The following is a 20,518-nucleotide window of genomic DNA, read 5'->3' on the forward strand; positions in this document are numbered from 1 at the left end:
CAGGGACGGAACTGTCCCCCTCACAGGCCGCCGCCCGACAACGCGCGCCGCAACGAACTCGGCGAGTTCCTCGAGGCCCGTCCCCCGCACGGTCGGGCTGCCCGACACCGGTGGTTCCCGGCGAGTGAAGGGCCTGCGCCGCGAGAAGGTCGCGCTGCTCGCGGCCATCAGCACTGACTGCTACACCCGCTTGGAACAGGGCCGGATGCATGCCTCCGCGCCGGTGCCGGACATCATCGCCCGGGTGCGTATTACCGGCCGCCGCCCGGTTGTCCCGGCCTCGTGGCGGAGGCGACCGCGACAGCCGTCGCCAGCGGGTCGCCAACCGGGCGGCCGAGGATGTCGGCGAGGTCGGGACCGGCGCCGGCCAGGAAGCCGTGCCGGATGCCGGTCGCGATCGAAGCGAGCATGGGCGGCTGGAACGGCAGGAGTCCCGGCATCTCGTCGAGGACCCTGCGCCGGAACTCCCCCAGGCCGATGGTGCGGTGCGGGACTCCGAGCCGGTCGGCCACCTGCTCCGCCGTGATCGGCGGGCCGACCAGATCGTAGGTGCGCCCGCCGTGTTGCGCCGGGTCCGCCGCGATGAGCGCCGCGGCCTCGGCGAGGTCTGCGCGAGTGACCGCGGCCACGGCACCGTCGCCGAATGCGGACTCTAGCCCGTCGTCGGCCCACATCAGGAGGCCGCCGAAGAGTTCGGCGTAGAGGCCGTTGCGCAAGATCGTCCACGGCAGGCCGCAAGCGCGCAAGAGCCGTTCGGTCGCGCGGTGCGCCAGTGCGAAACCGAGGTGGTCGCCGGCGCCGGTCAGGCTCGTGTAGATGACGTGCTGGACGCCGTCCCGGGCGGCGGCGTCCAGGACGGCCGCGTGCCGCCCGATGACCTGGTCGTCCTCGGCATAGCCGGCGGAGATCAGCACCAGGACCGACACACCGGCGAGGTTCATGCCGGTGGGGTCGTCGAAATCGAGCCGCCGCATCCCGTCACCCGGAGTGCGACTGCCGCCCGTCGCGATGGCGCCGCGGGCGCGCAGCGCCGCGAGAGTGGCGGAGCCGAGGTTCCCGTTCGCCCCGGTCACCAAGATCGTGTCAGTCATGGTCTTCCCGTCGTGGTTCTCTTCGGTAACTACGCTTGATCCTGATCAGCCCGAGTTCCTGCCACAAGGAGGCAGTTCGATGTCACCCACGCACACCGCGGTAACCACCGACCTGGATCCCTGCGGGCGCGCGGATCACCCGGACTGCGGGATCCGCGATGTCCTGGACCGCATCGGGGACAAGTGGTCGGTGCTCGTGATCGTCGAACTGGCCGGCGGACCGCGCCGCTTCCGCGAGCTGCAACGCGCGATCGACGGCATCTCCCAGCGCATGCTCACGCTCACCGTGCGCAGGCTGGAACGCGACGGGCTCATTTTGCGCACCGTGTACCCGACCGTCCCGGCCCAGGTCGACTACCGCCTGACCGAGACCGGGACCAGCCTGACCCACCTGGTCAAAGCGCTCGCCGACTGGTCCCTCACCCATCGCGCCGTCATCGCGGAGGCACGGCAGCAGTACGACCAGACCCATCCGGACCACGACATCCGGTAACGGGGAGCACCATGAGTGCGTTGCCGATGACGCGCCGTGAAGGATCCCGCGGCCCACGACAGGTGGTCCACTATGGACCTGGCGCGGTGGCCCGTCCGGAAACCGGACACCGGGGTGCCCGCCATCCTCGCCCCCCGACGATCCCCACCGGTCCGCCTCGAACGTCCAGCCCATGCGAAAGCGCCTCATCGCCGACTTCCACGATCTCGGGCTCTCCACGGTGGACAACGTGGAAGGCATGACTTGGACCCCCGGCTGCGCACCGGCGAGTCCACCGTCGTCCTGGTCAGTGACGACAACTTCCACCCCGCGGAGGTCACGCAGATCATCGCCCTCGTCCTCCCCGCCACCCGCTGAGACCGCGCGATCCGAAGTGCCCGCTGACCAGCACTCGCATGACGGTCAGCGGGCCCTTCACCGTCACCTGCTCGTTCACTCGGCGGAAAGCACAGGCGCGAGGAACTTGCTGGGCTCCCCGTGCCAAGATACGAACAGTGCGTCGCGGGCGCGGGTACACGCGACGAACAGCAGGTTTCGCTCGGCTTGCAGAACCTGCTGGTGTTGCTGGGAATCGTCGCCGGCATTGGCGAGCGCAGCTTCCAGCGGAACCATGCTCGCGCTGACGGCGGCGACAACGACGCAGCGAAATTCAAGGCCCTTCATCTTGTGCATCGTGCCGATTCGGACGCCTCTGGTTCTCGCGCTACCGCCAAGTTGAGCCGCGCGAATCCCAGCAGCTTTCAGCGCCCTGGTCAGGCCGTCACCGAACTGCCCGGTGCGCGAGACGATCCCGATAGTCTCCGGGGGAATGCCGTTGCACAGCCAGCGTTGGACCCGCTGCACGATGGCCGCGACTTCGGCGGATTCGTCAGCAAAGCCCGCAGGCTCGGGCTCACGTCCACGGAAACTGGAGCGGTAGCCGACGAGATTCTCTTCGCCTTCGTCCATGTCGTCGACGCGTTCACCCAAGAGCAGGGCCGTGCTCCACAACAGGATTTCCCGGGAGGTCCGGTAGTTGATGCGCAACTTCGTGGACCGGCCGGTGACGCGGATGCCCAGGCTGCGCAGCGACACCTTGTTGTCGTATATGCGTTGATGGGTGTCGCCGGTGATGAACAGGTCATCATCGTCCTCCCAGACGAGGGCGCGCAGCATGCGCCAGTGGGCGGGATGCAAATCCTGAGCTTCGTCGACGATGACGTGCCGGTACGGCTTCACCTCATCCTCACACAGCACCCGCGCGGCCTCGTCGGCGATCTCCTCGAAGGCCCATTTGTTCTCTTCGCGTAGCTGTGCCGTGAATTCCTCGAACGCGGACCACAACTTGTCCCTGACCGCGGGAGCGAGGCGGCTTCCACGGCCCCTTCGGTCGGATTCGCGGTACTGCTCAGCCGTGGTGATCTGCTGACCGAGCACAACCTGTCGCCACTCCTGATCGAGAAAAGTAGCGGTGAACCCGAGGTGGTGGCGGAGGGCCAGCTGCTGCCACCGATTCCGCCGGTCCTTTTCTGGGACCCGGTCGAAGGAGTTCGGGTGGCGTTGCCGGAAGTAGCGAAGGGCGATCACGTCGACGTTGGCGACCTCGATCCGGCCGCGCACGACGCGGTCGGTGATGAGCAGGTCGAGATTGCGGGCGAGCTCCTCGGCGAGGTTCTTGGTGTAGGTGGTGAGCAGGATCGATTTCCTGACCAACTGCGCATTGCGGGCGAGGTGGTGAGCGCGGTGCAGGGCTACCAACGTCTTCCCGGTCCCGGCTCCGCCGGTGATCCGCGTGGGCCCTTTGTAGGGCGGGTGCTCGGCGATGCGCCGTTGTGTCGGATGAAGGAACACGCGCCACAGGTCGAACGGCTGTCGCAAGATGTCGGCCAGTTCTTCCGAGTCGTTGACCACGACGATGTGGCCGTGGGACCGCTTCATCGCCCCGGTGAACGTGCCCGGACCCTCCTGCACTGCGGGTCGGCTGTCCTGTCCCTCATCTGCGCGCGGGAAGTTCTGGAGGAGTTCTTGCCAGACGGTTTCGGGGCTGAGGCCGGCTGCGAGGTCGGCGAGCACGTCGTACTGCAATTCCGGTAGCACGGGGCGAAGGATGTCGAGTTCGTCGACGGTGCGCAGATTCCGGCACGCGGCGAGAACTCCCTCGTCGATGCCCAACCTGGCCAGCTCCTCGTCAGGAATACGGTCGAACAGTCTCGCGTCCGGCGATTCAGCCGGGTGACAGGCGCCAAGATCCCGCACCACGGCGGAAATCGCCAGGTCATCACGGAGTTCGATGCCGCCACTGAGGTTGTTCTCGGTGATGCGCTGCTTTCGCGCCCACTCAAGGGCTTCGCCGTGGCGGCGCACGCTCAGCAGGAGGTAGCTGTCGCTCTCGCCGTGCGCAACCACCACGCTGCTCCAGGCATCGTCGATTCGGAGGACGCGGATCCTCGGGTCCTTGGCTCCGGCCACATCCTCCAGTCGCAGGCTCGTTCGCCCGTTCGCGCCGAATTCGGCGAGCATCTCGTCGACGTCTCGCCGCACCTGCTCGTCCAGTTGGGCGTACTGCGGGAGGAAGTCCCGGTGGAGACCAAGAGCGGTCACGTGCAACTCCTCTCATACGGCGCGACATCGCGAGTGCAGGCGAGTGCGGGCGCCCCGATCAGATGATCTAGCTGGCAGCTTAAGATCACGCGAATTTCCCTGTCAGCCGCCGAGCGGGGCACGGTGCTCCTTGCCGTCCACCCGCGCGGTTCGTGATCAGTAGTCGCCGAGATCTCGTGAGTGCTTTGTGCTGCTATAGCGACACAAAGCACTCACGAGCCCAGGGGCCGGTCGGCGCACCGGGAGGGGGAGGAATGCGCCGACCGGCCGGAGGGTTCGATGCCGAGTCGGGGGCATCAGCGGCATCGAACCTGGTCTTCAAGGCACCGGCTTTCGCAGCTCGGGCTTCTTGGCGGCAGGCGGTTACTCCTGTTCTTCGCGCAGAATTCCGTTGCAGTCCCGGCAAGTCGGCGCGGTGCACCAGTCCATCTCGCTCGGCTTGGCCATCGCTACCCGTTTGCCGCACACCGTCGTATCGCAGGACTGGCTCCTGTCCGAGTCGTGCTTGCGCCGAAGGATCGGCGACGCGGACGTCATGGGCGAGCAGCTCAACCATCTGGCGGAAGTGGCACTACACGAGAACATCTCCATTCAGGTCATGCCGTTCGACGCAGAGACCTCGACAGGTGGGATCTCCTTCGCCTTCACACTGCTGCAGATCCCGTCGCACGGGATCGCCGCGGATCTGGAATTCGTCTACATCGAGAGCTTCGATGATGCCCGCTACCTCGACGCGAAAGAAGCAGTAGCGGCGTACACGACGCTGTGGAACCGGATACAAGCAGCAGCGCTCGGCCCGAAAGAATCGCTGAAGGTCATACGATCGGTGGGACAGCAGTACTCGGAGTGAACGTGAGGCCCCACCATGATCGAACGACGTGTCCTGGCCGACGCGGCGTGGTTCAAGAGCAGCTACAGCCCCACACAGAACGAATGTGTCGAGGTGGCGATGGTTCCGGGCGTTGTCGGCGTGCGTGACACCAAGGACCGCGACGGCGGCACGCTGGTCTTCGACAGCGTCGCTTGGTCCAGCTTCCTGACCCACGTCAAGGCGGGACGCAACGGCTGATTCGGCTGAGGTGCCCGGCCCCGGCCGGGCACCTCACAACCCGAAATAGTCACGTTGCTGTGTAGACGTCATGGCTTGGCGAGCAGTTCCGCCAGCGCCGCCGCCGTTTCCGGGTAGCGGCCGAGCAGCTCGGCGCCTGCCCCACCGGGATCGGCCGTCTGCCACATTCCGTCGCAGCCCAGCAGATCCGCCACCGCGTCGCAGGTCGCAGGGTGTGCGGCGAGCAGCGCGGCCCCACTCCCGCGCGGCGTTCGCCGCGGCTGCACCGCTTCCGGCGCCGGCTGGGCCAGCCACGGCGGCACCCATTCGTCCAGCGCCGCGAGGCGGTCGGGGAAGATCCGCCCGGCCTCGCGGATGAGCATCGGCGCCAGCTCCGCACCGCCGGAGCGGAGGGTGCTGATCAGGCTGGGCAACCACGGCAGCAGCACCGGGTCCGGCAGCCGCCGGAAGGCGTTCGACACCGCTTCCACGACGAAGTCGGTCAGCCCCGGCACCGGTTCCAGCGCGTGCACGAATCCGCTTAGATAGCGCGGGTAAACGGGCACCACCAAGGGGTTGCCGAGCAACTCGTCGCACCGCTCCCGCAGCTCCGCGCGGGAGAGCTGCCCGAGCTGTACCTGAGCCGCCCACAGCAAAGCCAGCTTCGCCGGCTCCTGCGGGTGCGACTGCGCGAACGCCAGCTCCAGCTGCGCCCGGTCGCAGCCCAGCGACAGCGCCAGGCCCTCCATGCTGAACAGGAAACCCAACATGGCGGCGACCTGGTCGATGGTCGCGTCCTCGTCGGTGAACGCCGTCGGCAGCAGGGTGCAGTAGTGCGCGTAGCCGGTCTTGACGAACGACTCGATCCACGGTGGCAGCACCGGCTCGCTGGTCCGGTAGTACGCCAGCAGCCGGCGCACCCGGCGCAGGACTTCCGGCGCGCCGTCGACGCTGCGTTCGGTCGCCAGGACCTCCAGGGCACGCGTGCCCAGTTCGTTGGCGAGGCGCCGGCTGCGCAGGTACAGCGTCGCGTCCTCGACTGCTTCCAGGACGGTGGCCGTGGTCGCATGTGGACCGTACGCCGCGCTGCGCAGGCGCTGCTCCAGCACCTGCTCGATGCTGACGCCCTCGTAGCCGAGTTCGATCAGCGCCCGCTGATGGGTGCCGAGCGCCACGTCCCACGACTCCTGGATCGGCCGCTCGCCGAGCCGCCGCTCGCCCATGATCGGCCGCGCGGCGCCGTGCGGCAGCAGGTAGCGCAGCATCCACAAGACGTCAGAGCACTGCGCCAGCTCCGGCCGGGAAGCGATGTCCAGCAACGCTCTTTGCACGCCGCGCTGTTGGAGCTTGAGCTCCAGCGGCGCGAGCCGGTCGTGCACGTCGCGCGCCAGCGGCGGCAGCGCGTCGTAGCCGACCTGACCGATCCGGTCGCCGCCCATCATGATCTCGACGAGGCGGCGCACGTCGCGCCTGCCCGGCACGGCGTCCTTCTCGATGCAGGTGATCGCCGCGTCCTGGAAGTCGTACGGCGTGGGCTTCGCCCGGTCGCGCATCCCGGCCAGCAGGATCGACGTCTCGAACACGGCGATCGCGTCCGCGGTGGAAGCGAGGTATCCGTTGCGGCGCGCGGCGCGCACGATGTCCACCGACCAGCCCAGCAGCTCGGCCTCGTCCAGCCGGTCGACGACGGGCGGCCGCTGGAGGAAGCCGGAGAGCTTGTCCGACGGCCCGGTCGGCGCGGGATCGACCGGCGGCGCGGTCTTCCCCGGCTTCTTCTTCGCACCCGCCTGCCCGGCGAGCCGGAACGGCTGCACCTTGGTGCGCTTGAGGTTCTTCGCCCACTCCGTCGCGGCGATCGACACCGAACCGGCGGCCAGGCCGAACTGCGCCTCGATCGCCGCGTTGCTGGACGGGATCAGGCCGTGCTGCCACTTGCTGGCGCTGGGCGGGCCGATCTCGAAGGTGTCGGTGCCGTGCACGCCGAACTCCGCGACGCGGCTGGCCGCGTGGAACGCGCCGCAGACGTACAAGCAGTCCGCCGGATCGGCGCCGGTCGCGGCCAGGTGCTCGCGCATCCTGGTCCACATGTAGCGCTCGCGGTCCTCATCCACGCGCACCCGCCGCGGATCGCCGGGCGCGAGACGGCGGAACAGGCTGCCGATCAGGAGCATGACCTGCCGGTAGGCGTCGTGGTCGCTGTCGCCGAGCGGCAGTTCGACGTACTGGTGCCACCACTCCGACCAGTGCCGCACCCGGCCGTGGCGCAGCAGGTGCTCCTCCAGCTCCCCGAAGCGGGGCCGCAGGTCGCCGATCTCCACGCCGATCGCGTCGCCGTGCAGCGCGGCCTCCTCCTCCGCCGGCGGCGCGTCCGGGTCGGCGGGCTCGGCTTCGCCCGCCTCCCACTGGAAGACGTGGTCGGAGGACCGGTCGACGAGGACCAGTTCCACGCCCGGTGTTTCCAGCGCGTAGGCGATCGCCTGGTACTCGGCCGACGCCTCGGTGATCGGGGCGACCACCGACAGCGGCGACCACTCCGCCGGGAACCCCTCGACCTCGGTCGCGAACGCCTGCACCGCGACCGGGAGCCGGCAGTTGCGCAGTTCGGTCAGCAGCGGCGCCATGTCCTCGCACAGCTCCAGGTAGACCACCTTCGGCTGCTTCTGCCGCAGCCGCCGGGCCATCGCGATGGCCGAGGCCGGCGAGTGGTGGCAGACCGGGAAGATCTCCAGCGGTTCGCGCTGCGCGCGGTCGACGTCGTCGACGATGCCGAGCAGGATGCCCTCCAGCGCGTCGGGCCCGTCGGCGAACGTCGCGGCGGCTTCCCGCAGCTGCGTGCGGAGCGCGTCGAAGGCGCCGCTCATGACAGGGTGGCGATCGCGTCGCGGCCGCCCTCCAGGAACTCCGGCCACGATCCGCCCTCGTCCTTGCTGCGCGGCTCGACGACGCCGTGCAGGTACTTGTTGAGGATCGCCAGGTCCTCCGGCGCTCGCCGGGCCAGCGAGCCGACGAGCGAGGAGGCGAGGGCGCGGGCGGTCAGCGCGTGGTCGCCGAAGAAGTTGCTGTGCAGGATCGCGTCTTCGAGCACGCCGATCTGCTCCGCGGTGGACAGCGCCGATTCGAGCTTCTCGTCGTCGCTGCCGGCCGCGGCGGCGGAGGCGCGCAGATCGGCGAAGCTCCGCAGCAGCACGTCCAGCAGCGTCGGCGGCACGTCGAGCTCGATCTGGTGGCGGCGCAACAACTCCTCGGTGCGGAAGCGGACGATCTCCGCTTCGCTCTTCTTGTTCGTCACCACCGGGATGCGCACGAAGTTGAAGCGGCGCTTGAGTGCCGAGGACAGGTCGTTGACGCCCCGGTCGCGGCTGTTGGCGGTGGCGATGATCGAGAAGCCCGGCTTGGCGAAGACGATGTTGTCGCCGTCGAGCTCGGGGACCGAGATGTACTTCTCCGACAGGATCGAGATCAGCGCGTCCTGCACGTCGCTGGTGGAGCGGGTGAGCTCCTCGAAGCGGCCGATCGCGCCCGACTCCATGGCGGTCATGATCGGCGAGGGGATCATCGACTCCCGCGACTGCCCCTTGGCGATGACCATGGACACGTTCCACGAGTACTTGATCTGGTCCTCGGTGGTGCCCGCCGTGCCCTGCACGACGAGCGTGGAGTTCCGGCTGATCGCGGCGGCCAGCAGCTCGGCCAGCCAGCTCTTGCCGGTGCCGGGGTCGCCGATCAGCAGCAGGCCGCGGTCGGAGGCCAGCGTGACGATGGCGCGCTCGACGAAGCTGCGGTCGCCGAACCACTTCGGCGCGATCTCCCGGTCGAGGCCGTCGGCCCGCTCGGAGCCGAGCACGAACAGGCGGACCATCTTCGGGGACAGCCGCCAGGCGAACGGCTTGGGGTTGTCGTCGATCGACTCCAGCCAGTCCAATTCCTCGGCGTACTTGATCTCGGCCGGGGCGCGCAACAGATCGGACATGTTGAGGGGCCTTTCTCAGAGCTTGTGTTGGCAGGGCGAGTCCGGGAACCGGCCCATTACCCGAGGAAAGTTTTGAGTTCTTGGACGAGTTTGCGGATATGGCCGGAGATCACCGGCGTGCCGAGTGCCTTGAAGCGCTCGCGGAACCAGGGATTGACCTCCTGGCGGCCGGAGCTGGTCACCGAGCCGACCGGGATGAACTTCACGCCCGACCGGTGGACCGCCTCGATGCCCTCGAACAGCGGCTGCGAGCGGTCGAACTCGTAGAAGTCCGAGATCCAGACCATGACGGTGTTCTGCGGCTCCGCGATCTTCGGCCGGGCCATGGCCATCGCCACCGGACCGTCGTTCCCGCCGCCCAGGTTGGTGCGCAGCAGCACGTCGAACGGGTCGTGCACCCAGGGCGTGAGGTCGATCGCCTGCGTGTCGTAGGCGATCAGGTGCACGTCGACCTTCGGCAGCCCGGCGAAGATCGACGCCAGGATGGTGCAGTTCACCATCGAGTCGACCATCGAGCCTGACTGGTCGACGACCACGATCAGCCGCTGCGGCGTCGTCTTCCGGGCGGTGTGCCGGTAGAAGAGGCGGTCGACGTACAGCCGCTCCTCCGCCGGGCTCCAGTTGGTGAGGTTCTTCCAGATCGTGCGGTCGAGGTCCAGGTTCCGGTACACCCGCTTCGGCGGGACCGAGCGGTCCACGGCGCCGACGGTGGCCTTCTCCACCTGGGTGCGCAGGACTTCGGCGACCTCGTCGACGTAGCGGCGGATCAGCGACTTGGCGTTGGCCAGCGCCACGCCGGACAGGTTGCTCTTGTCCCGCAACAACTGCTCGATCAGCGACATGCTCGGGGTCAGCTGCGCGGCGAGCGCGGGATCGGCCAGCACCTCGCGGAGGTGCATCCGCTTGACCAGGTCCGCCTCGATGACACCGAGTTCCTGGCCGAGGCCGTGCGCACCGCCGGAGCCACCGGATCGGCCACCGCGCAGCTCCCCCGGCTTGCAGCCGAGCGCGCGTTCCAGCCAGCCCGCATCCGACTGCCAGCGCGACAGCTGTCCCGCCGTGACCGTGCCGCTGCCGGAGTTGAAGACGTTGAGCAGAACCTTCGACACCAGCGCCGCGCGCCGCACCTCGGCGGCCCGATCGCGCTCATCATCGTCCGATGTGGACTCCGGGGTCATCAGGCCGTCGAACTCGGCGGCCAGGTCCGGATGGCGCTGCACGATCGAGTCGACGGAGACCTGCGGATCCAGCAGCGCGGGCGGCAGGCCGATGTCCTCGACCACGGCGACGCTCGCGGATTCCAGCGTCGCCTGCTCCTCGTCGTCGAAGAGCCGGGCGAGCAGCCGCCAGTACAGGACCTGGCGGCGGTTGTCGTGGGAGCTGATCTCTTCGGTCACTTCCGCAACAACCTCCCGGCGCGCTCGCGGAGCACCGCCGCGGCGTCGGTGGCGGCCTTCTCCGCCTTGACGCCGGCCTTGTCGGTCGTGCCGCCGGCCCACGCCCCGGCGTGAACCGCGACGGCCTTCTTCCGCTTGGTCGTCTCGACTGCGAGCGGCTGGACGCCGAAGGCGCCGGAATCCCAGCGGAGCAGGCCGATGCACGCGCTCGACGCCGCGACCGCTTCGGGAGTCAGCGGCCCGGCGGCCGGAATGCGGTCGGCGTCGATGGCCAACCGGTGCCCGGCGACGGTGAAAGCCATTGCCGCACCGTCCACTTCGGCGGTGTAGCCCTCCAGGAAGACGGGCACGGCGATGCGCGCCGGGTGCCGGTCCAGCGGCGCGGTCGCCGGAACGGTCGCGGCGACCAGGGCGACGCGGGCGGTGGCGAAGGCGTCGGCGGGCTCGCCCGGGCGGGCGTGCTCGTCGCTCCAGATCAGGTCGCCCTCGGCGGTGATCGGCATGCCGTCGAGCTCCATCGAGCGGCCCTCGCTGACCGCCGCCAGCAGCGACATGTGCGGGCGGAGCAGCTGCCAGAGGCCCGCTCCGACGATGGTGTCGGGCTTGGGCGCCGACACGCTGGCCCGCACCAGGCGGGGTTCGGTGCCGCCGGCGGGCTCGAACACCGCGTGGACCTGGGCCTGCACCGCGGTCGCGTGTTCGTGCACGTCCACGCCTAGCGGCAGGAGCCGGCCGGTGGCGGTGCCGGTCTCCGGCACGTCGGCCGCCCCGGGCAGCGTCAGCAGCATCGCGCGCGACCACAGGTCGGCCCAGCGGCGCGCCGGGATGCGCGCCAGCGCCGCGCCCGGGCAGGACGCCGCGAGTTCGGCGGCGAAGCCGTCGAGCAGCGACGCCAGCCGGCGCAGGGCCGGGTCCGGCAGCATCGCGGAGACGACCTGCGCCGAGGCGGAGACCACGTCGTGGTCGATGCCCCGCCAGCCGGATCGCGCCAGATCGGACAGCCAGGATCGGGCGGCCGCAAGGAGGTTCGCCCCGTGCTCCCCGCCGGTCGCCGGGACCAGATCGTCGTCGGCGGCCCGCCCGGTCGCCTCCGCCACCCGGGCCATCAGTGCATCGTGGACGGAGCCGAGCAGCGCGGTGCGGGCGGCGGCTAGTGCGGCGAAGTGGTCTTCGCCCGCGGCCCCGGCCGCCGCCTTCTCGGCCGCCTCGGCGACCGCGGCGGCCAGCGGCGTTCCGGCGACGGCATCGGCGAGTTCGGCCAGTTCGGCGGCCTGGGCGGGCTGCGGGCGGAGCAGGCCGCCGATGAGCGCGCGGTCGAAGGCGTCGACGGCCGCCAGGGCTTCGTCGAGCCCGGCGATGGTTTCGGCGAGCAGATCGGCGCGCATCACACCACCGCCCTGGTCGGCGGGAACCACTGCATCTCCGGCAGCGGCGCGGTGGACGGGGCGAGCTCCAGGTAGGCCAGGTGGCGCAGGAACCGGCTGAAGACGGTCGCGGCCGCCTTGCTGTCGGCCTGCGGCGGATTCGCGCTGCTCATGCCGTCGGCGATGGCATGAGCTCCCGACTCCTCGTCCGCGATCTCGACCTTCAGGTAGCGCGCGACGCGACCGGCGCCGTACTGCAGGACCGCCTCGTTGATCAGGGCCCGGATGTGATTGCAGAACGAGCCGCGGGCGCCGCCGCAGGGCCGGTTGTTGTTGGTGCTGCAGGCGAACGCGTGATCACCGGCCGCGACCGACGAGACGTAGACCCGCTCGATGTCCGACCCGCTGGAAACCACGCCCTGCAAGCGCCCGTCCGCCAGCTCGACGAACGGGACCTTGGCGAGCTTGCGCGGCCGTGCGGGTGGCAGCACCCGTGCCGTGCTCGACGTCTCCCAAACTTCCAACACCATCTCCAATGCACGAGGCGGACTTCCACGCCAGAACGACGCGATGCGGCGAACATACTTGCGACCCCTGACAATGCCGATCACGGTGCACCGGGCCCCGCCGGAAGCGCGACTTCGGGCGGGCCGGCATTCGCCGTCCAATATGGACGCAGGGCTCGGGCGGCCGTAGCGCGGGACGGCGTCGCAGATCGTCCGGGCCGCGGCTGGCGGCAGCGGGTCACGCGGCAACATGATTCCGGCCGAGCCCGCGCGGAACTGGACCGGCGAGAAGCTGATTCCCGTCGTCGGCGAACTCATCCCGACCGGTCGGTGATCGGCTGCTAGCCGGGGCGGCCCGGGGTCACGCCCGCGTCCAGCTGGATCCGGTCCCGGTCGACGTCGAGATCCACCGCCACACTCCGGTTCAGCAGCGGCAGCGGGAGGTTCACTTCGACGTCGGCGACGTGCTGCCGATCCGACGGCACCAGCGGCAGCGGCAGCGGCGAGAGCAGCGGTGCGTCCTCGTCCACCGGAGGCCCGGGCACCTGTTCCTGCGCGGGCGGGGCCGGCGGCGGAGCCGGGTGGGGATCGGCCGCCGGCGCCGGCGGCGTCATGGCCTGGCCCTGCGACCGCTGGGTCGGCGAATCCGGGTCGACCGGCGCGGCGGCCAGCGGCGGCCGTTCCGCCTGGTTCGCCGCCAGCGCGATGCCCAGCGCCGCGAGCGCGGCCAACATCGCGCCGCCCACCGCGAGGCTCTTGCGCGGGTTCGACCGCACCACGCCGACCACCCCGGCGCCGACCAGGCTCCCGCTGCCCGACACCGCGAGGTATCCGGTGGCCGACGCGGTCCCGCCCAGCACCACGGGGGCGATGAACGCCTTGAGCACGCCGTTGATCTCCATCAGCTCGGCCGCCAGCGCCGCGCACCGATCGCACTTGCCCAGGTGCTCGTTGACCTGCGTCGTCTCCCGCTTCGACAGGCCCTCGCGAGTCCACGACCCCAGCCGGTCGATCGCCGACCGGCACTCGACGGCCTCGGCGTCCAACCGCATCAGGTGCACCTGGAGGTACTGCTGCTTCAGGCCCTCGCGGGCCCGGTAGGCGAGCGCGGAAACGCCGTTGGCCGTCATGCCCAGCATCGGCGCGACCTTCGAAGGCGATTCGCCCTCGATCTCCACGTGCCAGAGCACCATCTGCCAGCGCTCCGGCAACCGGTTGAACGCCTGCGAGATCAGCGAGCGCTCCTCGTTCTCCACGGCCGGGTCGCGGAACGGCTGGCTGATGTCGATGTTCGGCACCGCCTCGAAGTCGTCGACGGCTTGTGTCCGCTTCGCCTTGTTGGCCCGGTCGTAGGCGCCGTGCCGCACGGCGGTCAGCAGGTAGGCCCGGAAGGCGTTCGTCGGCCCGCGCCCGTCCCGCAGCAGCTCGAGCACCTTCGCGAACGCCTCGGACACCACGTCGTCGGCCTCGGCCTGCGACTTGGTGACCTGCCGCGCCATCGTGTAAGCCGCGCCGACGTGCCGCTCGTACAACGCCCCGAACGCATCGGTGTCCCCGTCGCGCACGGCGTCGATCAGGACGGCGTCACTGGCCTCCTGGACCAGATCTTCCCGCTGCACGGCCACCACGCATCACCCCAACGCCCCGAACCACTCCCGCCGAGCCGAAAGCGTATCCCGGGCGCCATCGGCCGAATAGGCGGACTCGATCACGAAAATGGATCAACGCCAAGTCCCCCGGTAGAACCAGTGCACCAGGGCGACGCCGTTGTCTCAGGACACCGCAAGCCGGGATTCCCGGACATCGTCGCGGCCCCCGGGTTCGGCGGATCCGGATCTGCGCGGAGGCCGAATCGATCACAGCGCGGAACTCGCGGCCAGGCGCAGCTCGCGGGAGCGGGCCGGACTGTCCGACGTGGACAATGCGCACCCCCGGCGGTTGCGCCCGTCTCCAGGGATACGACTGCTCCCTGCTACGCGCGGTCGCCCGGATGCCGATTGCCGGGTCCGATGCGACACCCGCGCGATGAACAACCGGCCGCCCGGTGATCGGCGCGGACACCTCGTCCGTGCCGATTCGCGCACCACCGGGAACCGCAGGCCGGTAGCGTCGTCGGCATCGAAGGGAAGGTGATCGGATGTCCGTCCACGTCGTAGTCGGCAAGGGGCCGATCGGCGTCGCCACGGCGAATCTGCTCGCACAGCAGGGCCATCGGGTTCGCCTGATCAGCCGCTCCGGCGGCCCAGCCGAGGGCTCGATCGAGCAAGTCGCGCTGGATGCCGGCGATGCCGAGCGGCTCGCCGAGGCCAGCGCCGGCGCGGTGGCCATCTACAACTGCGCCGCTCCGCCCTACCACCGCTGGGCCCAGGACTGGCCGCGGTTGTCGGCCGGCTTGCTCGATGCCGCCGAACGCGTCGGCGCGGTTCTGGTCCTGACCGGCAACCTCTACGCGTACGGCCCGACGAACGTTCCCATGACCGAAGACCTCCCGCTGAACGCCCGATTCCGCAAGGGCGAGGCGCGGGCCCGCGTCTGGCGGGACGCCCTGGCCCGCCACCAGGAGGGGCGCGTCCGCGTAGCGGAAGCACGCGCGTCCGACTTCATCGGCCCCGGCGTGACGACGGGCGGTCACCTCGCCGAGCGCGTCGTGCCCAAGCTGCTCCGGGGACGGCCCGTCCAGGTCCTCGGCGACCCGGACGCGGCGCACAGCTGGACCTACGCGCCCGACGTAGCGCGCGCCCTGGTGCGGCTGGCCGCGGAAGAACGGGCATGGGGCCGCGCGTGGCACGTGCCCACCGCGCCGCCCATGTCGGCGCGCCAGGCCGTCGAGGAGATGTGCCGGATCGCCGGCCTCTCGACGCCCCGCGTGTCCGCCATGCCCTGGTGGACGCTGCGAGCGGTCGGCCTGGTGTCCCCGCTGGTCCGCGAGCTGCACGAGATCCGCTACCAGTTCGACTCGCCGTTCGTGATCGACTCCAGCGCCTACTCGGAGGCGTTCGAGGAGGAGCCCACCCCGGCCGCGGAAGCGCTCGCGAAGACCGTCGAGTGGTGGCGGGCGAGGCTCGCCGCCTGAACCCGGCGAAAGGCCCGCCGATCAGCACTCGCATTGCCGATCGGCGGGCCTCCAATTGCGCCGGCACGGCCGGATTCGAACCTGACCCCCCTTGTTCCCAGTTTTCTCCGAACAGGTGCGCATCCGGCGAAACCGACGTGGCTGAACCCGATCACGTCACGCCCAACGCCCGGCGACGGCCTTGTCCGCTTCGTCGATTCGGTTCGGCCGTCTCGGGTGCCCCCTGCATCCGAGTCGGCCGTCAGCATCCGAAGATCGTCGCAAGCCGCGCTTTCCTCGCGCTTTCGCGGCGGCAGCTGCGAGTTGGAGCGGATCCCCAAGATCACGGTCGGCCCGGCCGTGATCAGGTCGGTTGCTCCAGGGCGAGCGCGCGAGCTCGTTCCGCCTGGGCCTCGCGGATGCGTCCCACCCAGGACGGCGCGGCGGTGCTGATCCGCAGATCACGGCCACTGATCCACGCATTCCCCTCCGCAGTCCACATGAGACGGTCAATTGCCGAAGAGATCGTGGTCGGCGAGGACTTCGTCGATCACGAGCCGTTGGACGGCGACCCCTTCCGGGTCTTCGTCGATGCATCCCACGAGCGTCAGCATGGCCTTCCACAGGGCCCAGCCCCTCGCACGTGCCCAGGTCGCCCCGTCGTGGCCGACCGCGTCGCGGAACGTCCGGCGGCTCTCGCCGGAGAAGAACGTCCACGCGATCACCAGGTCGCAGGCCGGGTCGCCGACGCCCGAGGTCCCGAAGTCGATCACGGCCGCGAGATTCCCGTTGTCCACCAGCAGGTTCCCGTGGGCGATGTCGCCGTGGAACCAGACAGGCTCGTCGCGCCATTCGGTCGCCAGGGCGGCGTTCCAGACTGCGGCGGCCCGGACTGTGTCGACGTGCCCGCCGAGGATCGTCAGGCAGCGGCGGGTTTCCTCGTCGTAGCGGAGCACCGGAGCGCCCCGGTAGAAGCTGTGGGCGCCGGCGAGCGGTCCTCCGGTGGCGTCGCAGCGCTGGAGCGCCTTGATGAACTCCGCCAGCGAAGCGGCGAACCGCGGCATGTCGTCGATGCGGCCCCGATCGGCTGTCTCGCCGGGCAACCACCCGCGCACCGACCACGAGAAGGGATATCCCTCGCCCGGGGCGCCTTCCGCCAGGATCGGCGGCACGGCGACCGGCAGCGACGGCGCCAGCCGCGGCAGCCAGCGGGTTTCCTTCGCAACCGCCGGGACGTAACCGGCGGCGGTGGGCAGCCGCACCGTCATATCTGCGCCGAGCCGGTAGGTCCGGTTGTCCCAGCCGTCGACCTCCACCGGGGTCACGGGCAGGCCGCTCCACTGCGGGAACTGCGCGTCGATGAGGCGTTCCACCAGGGCGGCGTCGATACCGGCGCGGCCGTCCGGGGCGTTGGCATCCACGTCCCGATCATCGCAGGCGGCCACCGCACCCGACCAGGGGCCGTGCGCACACGATCGGGATGCGCGACCGCGTCGACCGTTCGGGTTCTCAATGGGCGGCGGCCCGCGCCGAATCCGATACTCGGCGCCTGAATTCCTGGTGATCCCGTGGAGTCGACCGTCGTCGGCCGTTCCGGCAACGCACCATCGCCGGAATCCCAGTCGCCCGAACCTCCTGCGACGCAGGGAGATCCGGACGACGCCTCGTTCCAGTCGTCAGGAAGCGGCTTCGGCGAGCTGTCGCCGCTTGGCCTCCTCGACGTCCGCCAGGACCTGCGGAGTCACCGTGCGCAGGAACGCGGGCACCGTGATCAGGACCGCCACCGCGAACACGATGAACGCCGCGCGCATGCCGAAGAACTCCGCCAGCAGCCCGACCACTCCGGCGCCGACCGGCATCGCTCCCCAGCTGAACAGCCGCGCCACCGCGCTGTAGCGGCCCATCATCTCCGGGGCGACCAGGTACTGCGCGATGGTGCGCGAGTTGACCGCCCACAGCGTGCCGCCCATGCCGCCGAGAAACGCTCCCGCGGCCAGGATCCACAGCTCCGTGGTCAGCACCGGCGTCGCCACCATCGCGAAGGTGCCGACGAGGTCGGCGAACAGCGCCCACCGGCGTCCGGTGAGGCGGTTGACCGTGGTGACCGTCAGCGCCCCCACCAGTCCGCCGATGCCGAGCGCGCTCAGCAGCACCCCGTACTCGCGGGCGTCCAGGCGCAGCAACGTGGTCGCCATCAGCGGCATCAGCGCCAGCCACGCTCCCCAGCAGGAGCACAGCACGGTCAGCACCAGGGCCATCAGCCGCAGCAGCCGCTGTCGCCACAGGTATCGCAGGCCGCTGCCTATCTGGCGGCTCACGCTCTCCGGTGCCCGATCGACCGACCGCGGCACGCGGAACCGGCCGACCAGGAACACCAGCACGACCGTGCCCAGCACGTATCCGGCGGCGGTGGCGCCGAGGGCGAAGGCGCTTCCGGCGGCGACGAGCAGGCCGCCGACGAACGGGCCGCAGAACTCGTTGCAGACCGTCTCCGCGCCGGTGATCCAGGCGTTGGCCCGTTCCCGCCAGCGCGGCCCGACCGCGGTCGGCGTCAGCGCCATCGCCGAGGTCAGCGCGATCACTTCCGCGATCCCCAGCACCGCGCCGCCGACCAGCAGCAGCGACAAGGTGATCGCGCCGGAGAACTGGGCGAACAGCAGCGCGACGAGCGTCAGCAGGCGCATCGAGTTGGCCAGCCACAACAGCTTCCGGCGGTCGAACCGGTCGACCAGCACGCCCACGTGCAGCGCCGTCAGCAGCCACGGGAGCGTCAGCGTCATCGACACCGCCGCCACCGCGGCGGGCGAGGCCGTCAGCGTCGTCGCGATCAGCGGCAACGCCATCTTGATCACACCGTCGGCCAGGTTGGTGATCGCGGTGAACACCACCAGGACCAGCGTGTTGTGCGCGCTGCGATCGCGGGGCTCCCGGAGCGCCGCCATGTCCGGGGGCGCGTGCTCGGCGAGTCGGTCAGTCATCTCAACACACCTCGATGTAACCAGCAAAAGCCTTTAGGTGGATAGTGGCGACGCGAATCATTACACAGCCATCCCGCGAATGGGTAACCTGCCATTGCGTTGACCGGTTATCGAACGTCAGGGAGGTGGCCCGGTGACCGATCCGTCGGCGCAGGCAGAGTTGGTCATCGCCTTCGCGAACACCGTCGACATCGAGGACGACACCGACGCGCTCGCCGACACTGCGGGCCTGGCCCGGTGGCTGGCCGATGCCGACCTGACCACTTCGACGCCGGTCGTCACCGCCGAGGACCACGACCGCTGCCACCGGTTCCGCAGCGGCGTCCGGGAACTGCTCGGCACCGAGAACCAGCGTGCCCACGTGCTCGCCGAAGCCGATTCCGTGCTGCGCGAGCTGCCGCTGCTGGTTTCGGCCTCCGCTGCGCTGCAGGACGACGGCCCCGCCCTGCGACCGGCACCGGAGTTGCCCGCCGTGCCCCGCGCGTTCGCCACCCTGGCGTCCGCGCTCGCCGTACTGCTGATCACCGGTGAGATCGAACGGATCAAGCGCTGCCCGGCCGAGGACTGCGGCTGGGTCTTCTGGGACAACTCGAAGAACCGCAGCCGGCGCTGGTGCTCGATGCGGGTCTGCGGCAACCGCAACAAGGCCCGCAGCTTCGCCTCGCGCAACCGCCGGTCACCGGATTCGCCCCGGTGACCGGCGAACGCCGCGGCAGTCTTTGGTGAAAAGCAGCGACGTGGTTCACCGCACGGCAATCCCGCGAACGGCAGCGCCGGTCACGTCACTCCGGGATCGCGCCGTCGGCGATGTGCAGGATCGCGTCGACCGCGCCGAGGATCGCCTCGTCGAGGGGGAAGTAGCCCTGTTGCGGGGTGGTGTCGGTGCGTGTGCGGGCCGCCGTGATCGTGGTGGGCTTCGCCAGGCCCCAGGTGGTGATGCGGGTCTGCAGGATGCCCTCGTAGGTGTCCGGCTCGGGCTCTCCGAGGCCGATGGCGGCGCTGCGGCCCAGGCTGCCCGCGACGACGGTGTACTGCTCGCCGATCAGCGAAGCGAGGATGGCGCCGGCCCCGGACCAGTTGACGTCCATGTCTCCCATGCGCATGTAGCTCGGGCTCCGCTTGAGGTGCAGGTTGTGCGCGGAGACCAGCGTCGCGCCGCGGCGGGCCTCGATGTCCCGGATTTCCAGGAGGTTCTGGGCCATCAGCGCATCCCGGGTGGCGGACAGGCCGGCGACCCGCACGCTCTGCTCGATGCGCTTCGCCGACTGCTTGTGGTAGCGCAGCAGGCCGAGACCGGCGGTGAGGCGCGTCTTGGCCCTGATCCACTCGGCGCGCGATGTCCCCGCGATCAGCTCCGGTGCGCGCACGTAGAACGTGGTGAGCATGTCGTCGGCGATCGTTCGCAGCTTCTCCGCCTCGGCGGTGTCGCCGACCGACTCGGCCGGGTCCAGGATCGCCTCCGTGCGGCTCCACCGCTCGTCGTCCCCGGCGAGGCTCGCGAGGTCGAGGTCGATTCCCAGGTAGTCGCGGGCGAATTCGAGGTAGCCGCGCGGGCTGGGCGCGCTCATCGTCTCCATGGCGGCGTCGAAGCCGTGGAAGACCAGGCGTTGTTCCGCGGGGCGGTTCTCGTTGTACTCGCGCATCCAGGCGACCAGCCGCCTGTTGGCGTCGAATTCCCCGAAGCCGTGGGAGAAACCCTCGCTCATCGCCGTGTCGAGGGTGCCCGCGCCCCCTTGGACGTAGTCGTTCACGGCGTGCGCGGCCACGCGATCGGTTTCGAGGGCGATCGACCGGAAGCCCCGGTCGGCCAGCTGGGCGAACAGCCGGTTGCGAACCCGCCCGAAGGACTGCTCCAGGTGCGTCGGCTCGCCGAAGGCCAGCAGGTCGCACGCCGGGGTCACGAAGTCGTTGATGTCCTGACTCATGTGTCTGAATCGTATCCTTGAAAGATCGGTTGAGCCTTTTCATCCTGGTCGGCCCGCAGCCGCGGGCCGCAAAGGTGCACGTCGATGGGGTGTCGCATGCGCCGCAGGCGCATA

At 69.9% G+C, this 20,518-nt stretch carries 16 protein-coding genes; 5 read left to right on the top strand and 11 right to left on the bottom strand.

Translation table 11 applies throughout. The annotated features are described in order from the left end of the window. Positions 1-251: 251 nt before the first annotated feature. Complete coding sequence (locus tag BLW84_RS11530; protein WP_093264789.1) at positions 252-1,091, bottom strand: NAD(P)H-binding protein; 840 nt, start codon at positions 1,089-1,091, stop codon at positions 252-254. A 79-nt stretch (positions 1,092-1,170) separates the two neighbouring features. Between BLW84_RS11530 and BLW84_RS11535 the strand changes: the two genes are divergently transcribed. Continuing rightward, positions 1,171-1,584 (top strand): winged helix-turn-helix transcriptional regulator, encoded by a 414-nt coding sequence (locus tag BLW84_RS11535; protein ID WP_093264792.1) that lies wholly within the window; start codon positions 1,171-1,173, stop codon positions 1,582-1,584. Between the two features lie 432 nt (positions 1,585-2,016). On the opposite strand, the gene BLW84_RS11540 is transcribed toward BLW84_RS11535, so the two are convergent. Next, positions 2,017-4,164, bottom strand: a complete 2,148-nt coding sequence (locus tag BLW84_RS11540; protein WP_093264795.1) for a UvrD-helicase domain-containing protein — start codon at positions 4,162-4,164, stop codon at positions 2,017-2,019. Positions 4,165-4,579: 415 nt separating this feature from the next. Here BLW84_RS11540 and BLW84_RS11545 point away from each other — a divergent pair, with 415 nt between their 5' ends. Together BLW84_RS11545 and BLW84_RS11550 are read left to right on the top strand one after the other, a co-directional pair. Beyond that, the gene (locus tag BLW84_RS11545) at positions 4,580-5,014 is read left to right on the top strand and encodes a DUF5753 domain-containing protein (protein WP_218157281.1); all 435 of its coding nucleotides are present in this window, start codon (positions 4,580-4,582) and stop codon (positions 5,012-5,014) included. 15 nt (positions 5,015-5,029) lie between these two features. Next, the gene (locus tag BLW84_RS11550; protein ID WP_093264800.1) at positions 5,030-5,233 is read left to right on the top strand and encodes a DUF397 domain-containing protein; all 204 of its coding nucleotides are present in this window, start codon (positions 5,030-5,032) and stop codon (positions 5,231-5,233) included. A gap of 68 nt (positions 5,234-5,301) precedes the next feature. On the opposite strand, the gene BLW84_RS11555 is transcribed toward BLW84_RS11550, so the two are convergent. The 6 genes from BLW84_RS11555 to BLW84_RS48355 all read right to left on the bottom strand — a co-directional run bounded on the left by BLW84_RS11555 (position 5,302) and on the right by BLW84_RS48355 (position 14,074). Continuing rightward, positions 5,302-8,073 carry a DUF5682 family protein gene (locus BLW84_RS11555; protein ID WP_093264803.1) on the bottom strand — a complete coding sequence of 924 codons (2,772 nt, stop codon included), beginning with the start codon at positions 8,071-8,073 and terminating at the stop codon, positions 5,302-5,304. After that, positions 8,070-9,182 (bottom strand): ATP-binding protein, encoded by a 1,113-nt coding sequence (locus BLW84_RS11560; protein WP_093264806.1) that lies wholly within the window; start codon positions 9,180-9,182, stop codon positions 8,070-8,072. Before BLW84_RS11560 ends, BLW84_RS11555 begins: the two co-directional genes overlap by 4 nt. Before the next feature lie 56 nt (positions 9,183-9,238). Continuing rightward, positions 9,239-10,579 (bottom strand): VWA domain-containing protein, encoded by a 1,341-nt coding sequence (locus tag BLW84_RS11565; RefSeq protein WP_093264809.1) that lies wholly within the window; start codon positions 10,577-10,579, stop codon positions 9,239-9,241. Continuing rightward, positions 10,576-11,994: a hypothetical protein gene (locus BLW84_RS11570; RefSeq protein ID WP_093264811.1), complete on the bottom strand. Its 1,419-nt coding sequence runs from the start codon at positions 11,992-11,994 to the stop codon at positions 10,576-10,578. Before BLW84_RS11570 ends, BLW84_RS11565 begins: the two co-directional genes overlap by 4 nt. Next, entirely contained in the window at positions 11,964-12,467 is a 504-nt protein-coding gene (locus tag BLW84_RS11575; protein WP_245761076.1) for a hypothetical protein, read from the bottom strand. Before BLW84_RS11575 ends, BLW84_RS11570 begins: the two co-directional genes overlap by 31 nt. Before the next feature lie 323 nt (positions 12,468-12,790). Continuing rightward, on the bottom strand, positions 12,791-14,074 hold the full coding sequence (locus BLW84_RS48355) for a sigma-70 family RNA polymerase sigma factor (protein WP_245761077.1): 1,284 nt from the start codon (positions 14,072-14,074) through the stop codon (positions 12,791-12,793). A gap of 512 nt (positions 14,075-14,586) precedes the next feature. On the opposite strand from BLW84_RS48355, the gene BLW84_RS11585 reads away from it, so the two are divergent. Continuing rightward, positions 14,587-15,522, top strand: coding sequence for an NAD-dependent epimerase/dehydratase family protein (locus BLW84_RS11585; RefSeq protein ID WP_093264814.1), 936 nt, complete (start codon positions 14,587-14,589; stop codon positions 15,520-15,522). A gap of 488 nt (positions 15,523-16,010) precedes the next feature. Here BLW84_RS11585 and BLW84_RS11590 read toward each other — a convergent pair whose 3' ends face one another. Further along, a complete protein-coding gene (locus tag BLW84_RS11590; RefSeq protein ID WP_093264817.1) occupies positions 16,011-16,922 on the bottom strand; it encodes an aminoglycoside phosphotransferase family protein in 912 nt (303 codons plus the stop codon). A gap of 255 nt (positions 16,923-17,177) precedes the next feature. After that, complete coding sequence (locus BLW84_RS11595) at positions 17,178-18,479, bottom strand: MFS transporter (protein ID WP_245761078.1); 1,302 nt, start codon at positions 18,477-18,479, stop codon at positions 17,178-17,180. 133 nt (positions 18,480-18,612) lie between these two features. Here BLW84_RS11595 and BLW84_RS11600 point away from each other — a divergent pair, with 133 nt between their 5' ends. Next, a complete protein-coding gene (locus tag BLW84_RS11600) occupies positions 18,613-19,176 on the top strand; it encodes a CGNR zinc finger domain-containing protein (protein WP_093264819.1) in 564 nt (187 codons plus the stop codon). Between the two features lie 85 nt (positions 19,177-19,261). Here BLW84_RS11600 and BLW84_RS11605 read toward each other — a convergent pair whose 3' ends face one another. Next, positions 19,262-20,404: an erythromycin esterase family protein gene (locus BLW84_RS11605; protein WP_093264822.1), complete on the bottom strand. Its 1,143-nt coding sequence runs from the start codon at positions 20,402-20,404 to the stop codon at positions 19,262-19,264. Positions 20,405-20,518 lie beyond the last annotated feature (114 nt).

It is taken from the genome of Saccharopolyspora shandongensis (genome assembly GCF_900106995.1).
Classification (GTDB): Bacteria; Actinomycetota; Actinomycetes; order Mycobacteriales; family Pseudonocardiaceae; genus Saccharopolyspora; species Saccharopolyspora shandongensis.

Coding starts and splice junctions, on each gene's coding strand:
- BLW84_RS11555 (WP_093264803.1), bottom strand. CDS start 8,073: ATGAGCGGCGCCTTCGACGCGCTCCGCACGCAGCTGCGGGAAGCCGCC.
- BLW84_RS11535 (WP_093264792.1), top strand. CDS start 1,171: ATGTCACCCACGCACACCGCGGTAACCACCGACCTGGATCCCTGCGGG.
- BLW84_RS11550 (WP_093264800.1), top strand. CDS start 5,030: ATGATCGAACGACGTGTCCTGGCCGACGCGGCGTGGTTCAAGAGCAGC.
- BLW84_RS11595 (WP_245761078.1), bottom strand. CDS start 18,479: ATGACTGACCGACTCGCCGAGCACGCGCCCCCGGACATGGCGGCGCTC.
- BLW84_RS11530 (WP_093264789.1), bottom strand. CDS start 1,091: ATGACTGACACGATCTTGGTGACCGGGGCGAACGGGAACCTCGGCTCC.
- BLW84_RS11605 (WP_093264822.1), bottom strand. CDS start 20,404: ATGAGTCAGGACATCAACGACTTCGTGACCCCGGCGTGCGACCTGCTG.
- BLW84_RS11585 (WP_093264814.1), top strand. CDS start 14,587: ATGTCCGTCCACGTCGTAGTCGGCAAGGGGCCGATCGGCGTCGCCACG.
- BLW84_RS11560 (WP_093264806.1), bottom strand. CDS start 9,182: ATGTCCGATCTGTTGCGCGCCCCGGCCGAGATCAAGTACGCCGAGGAA.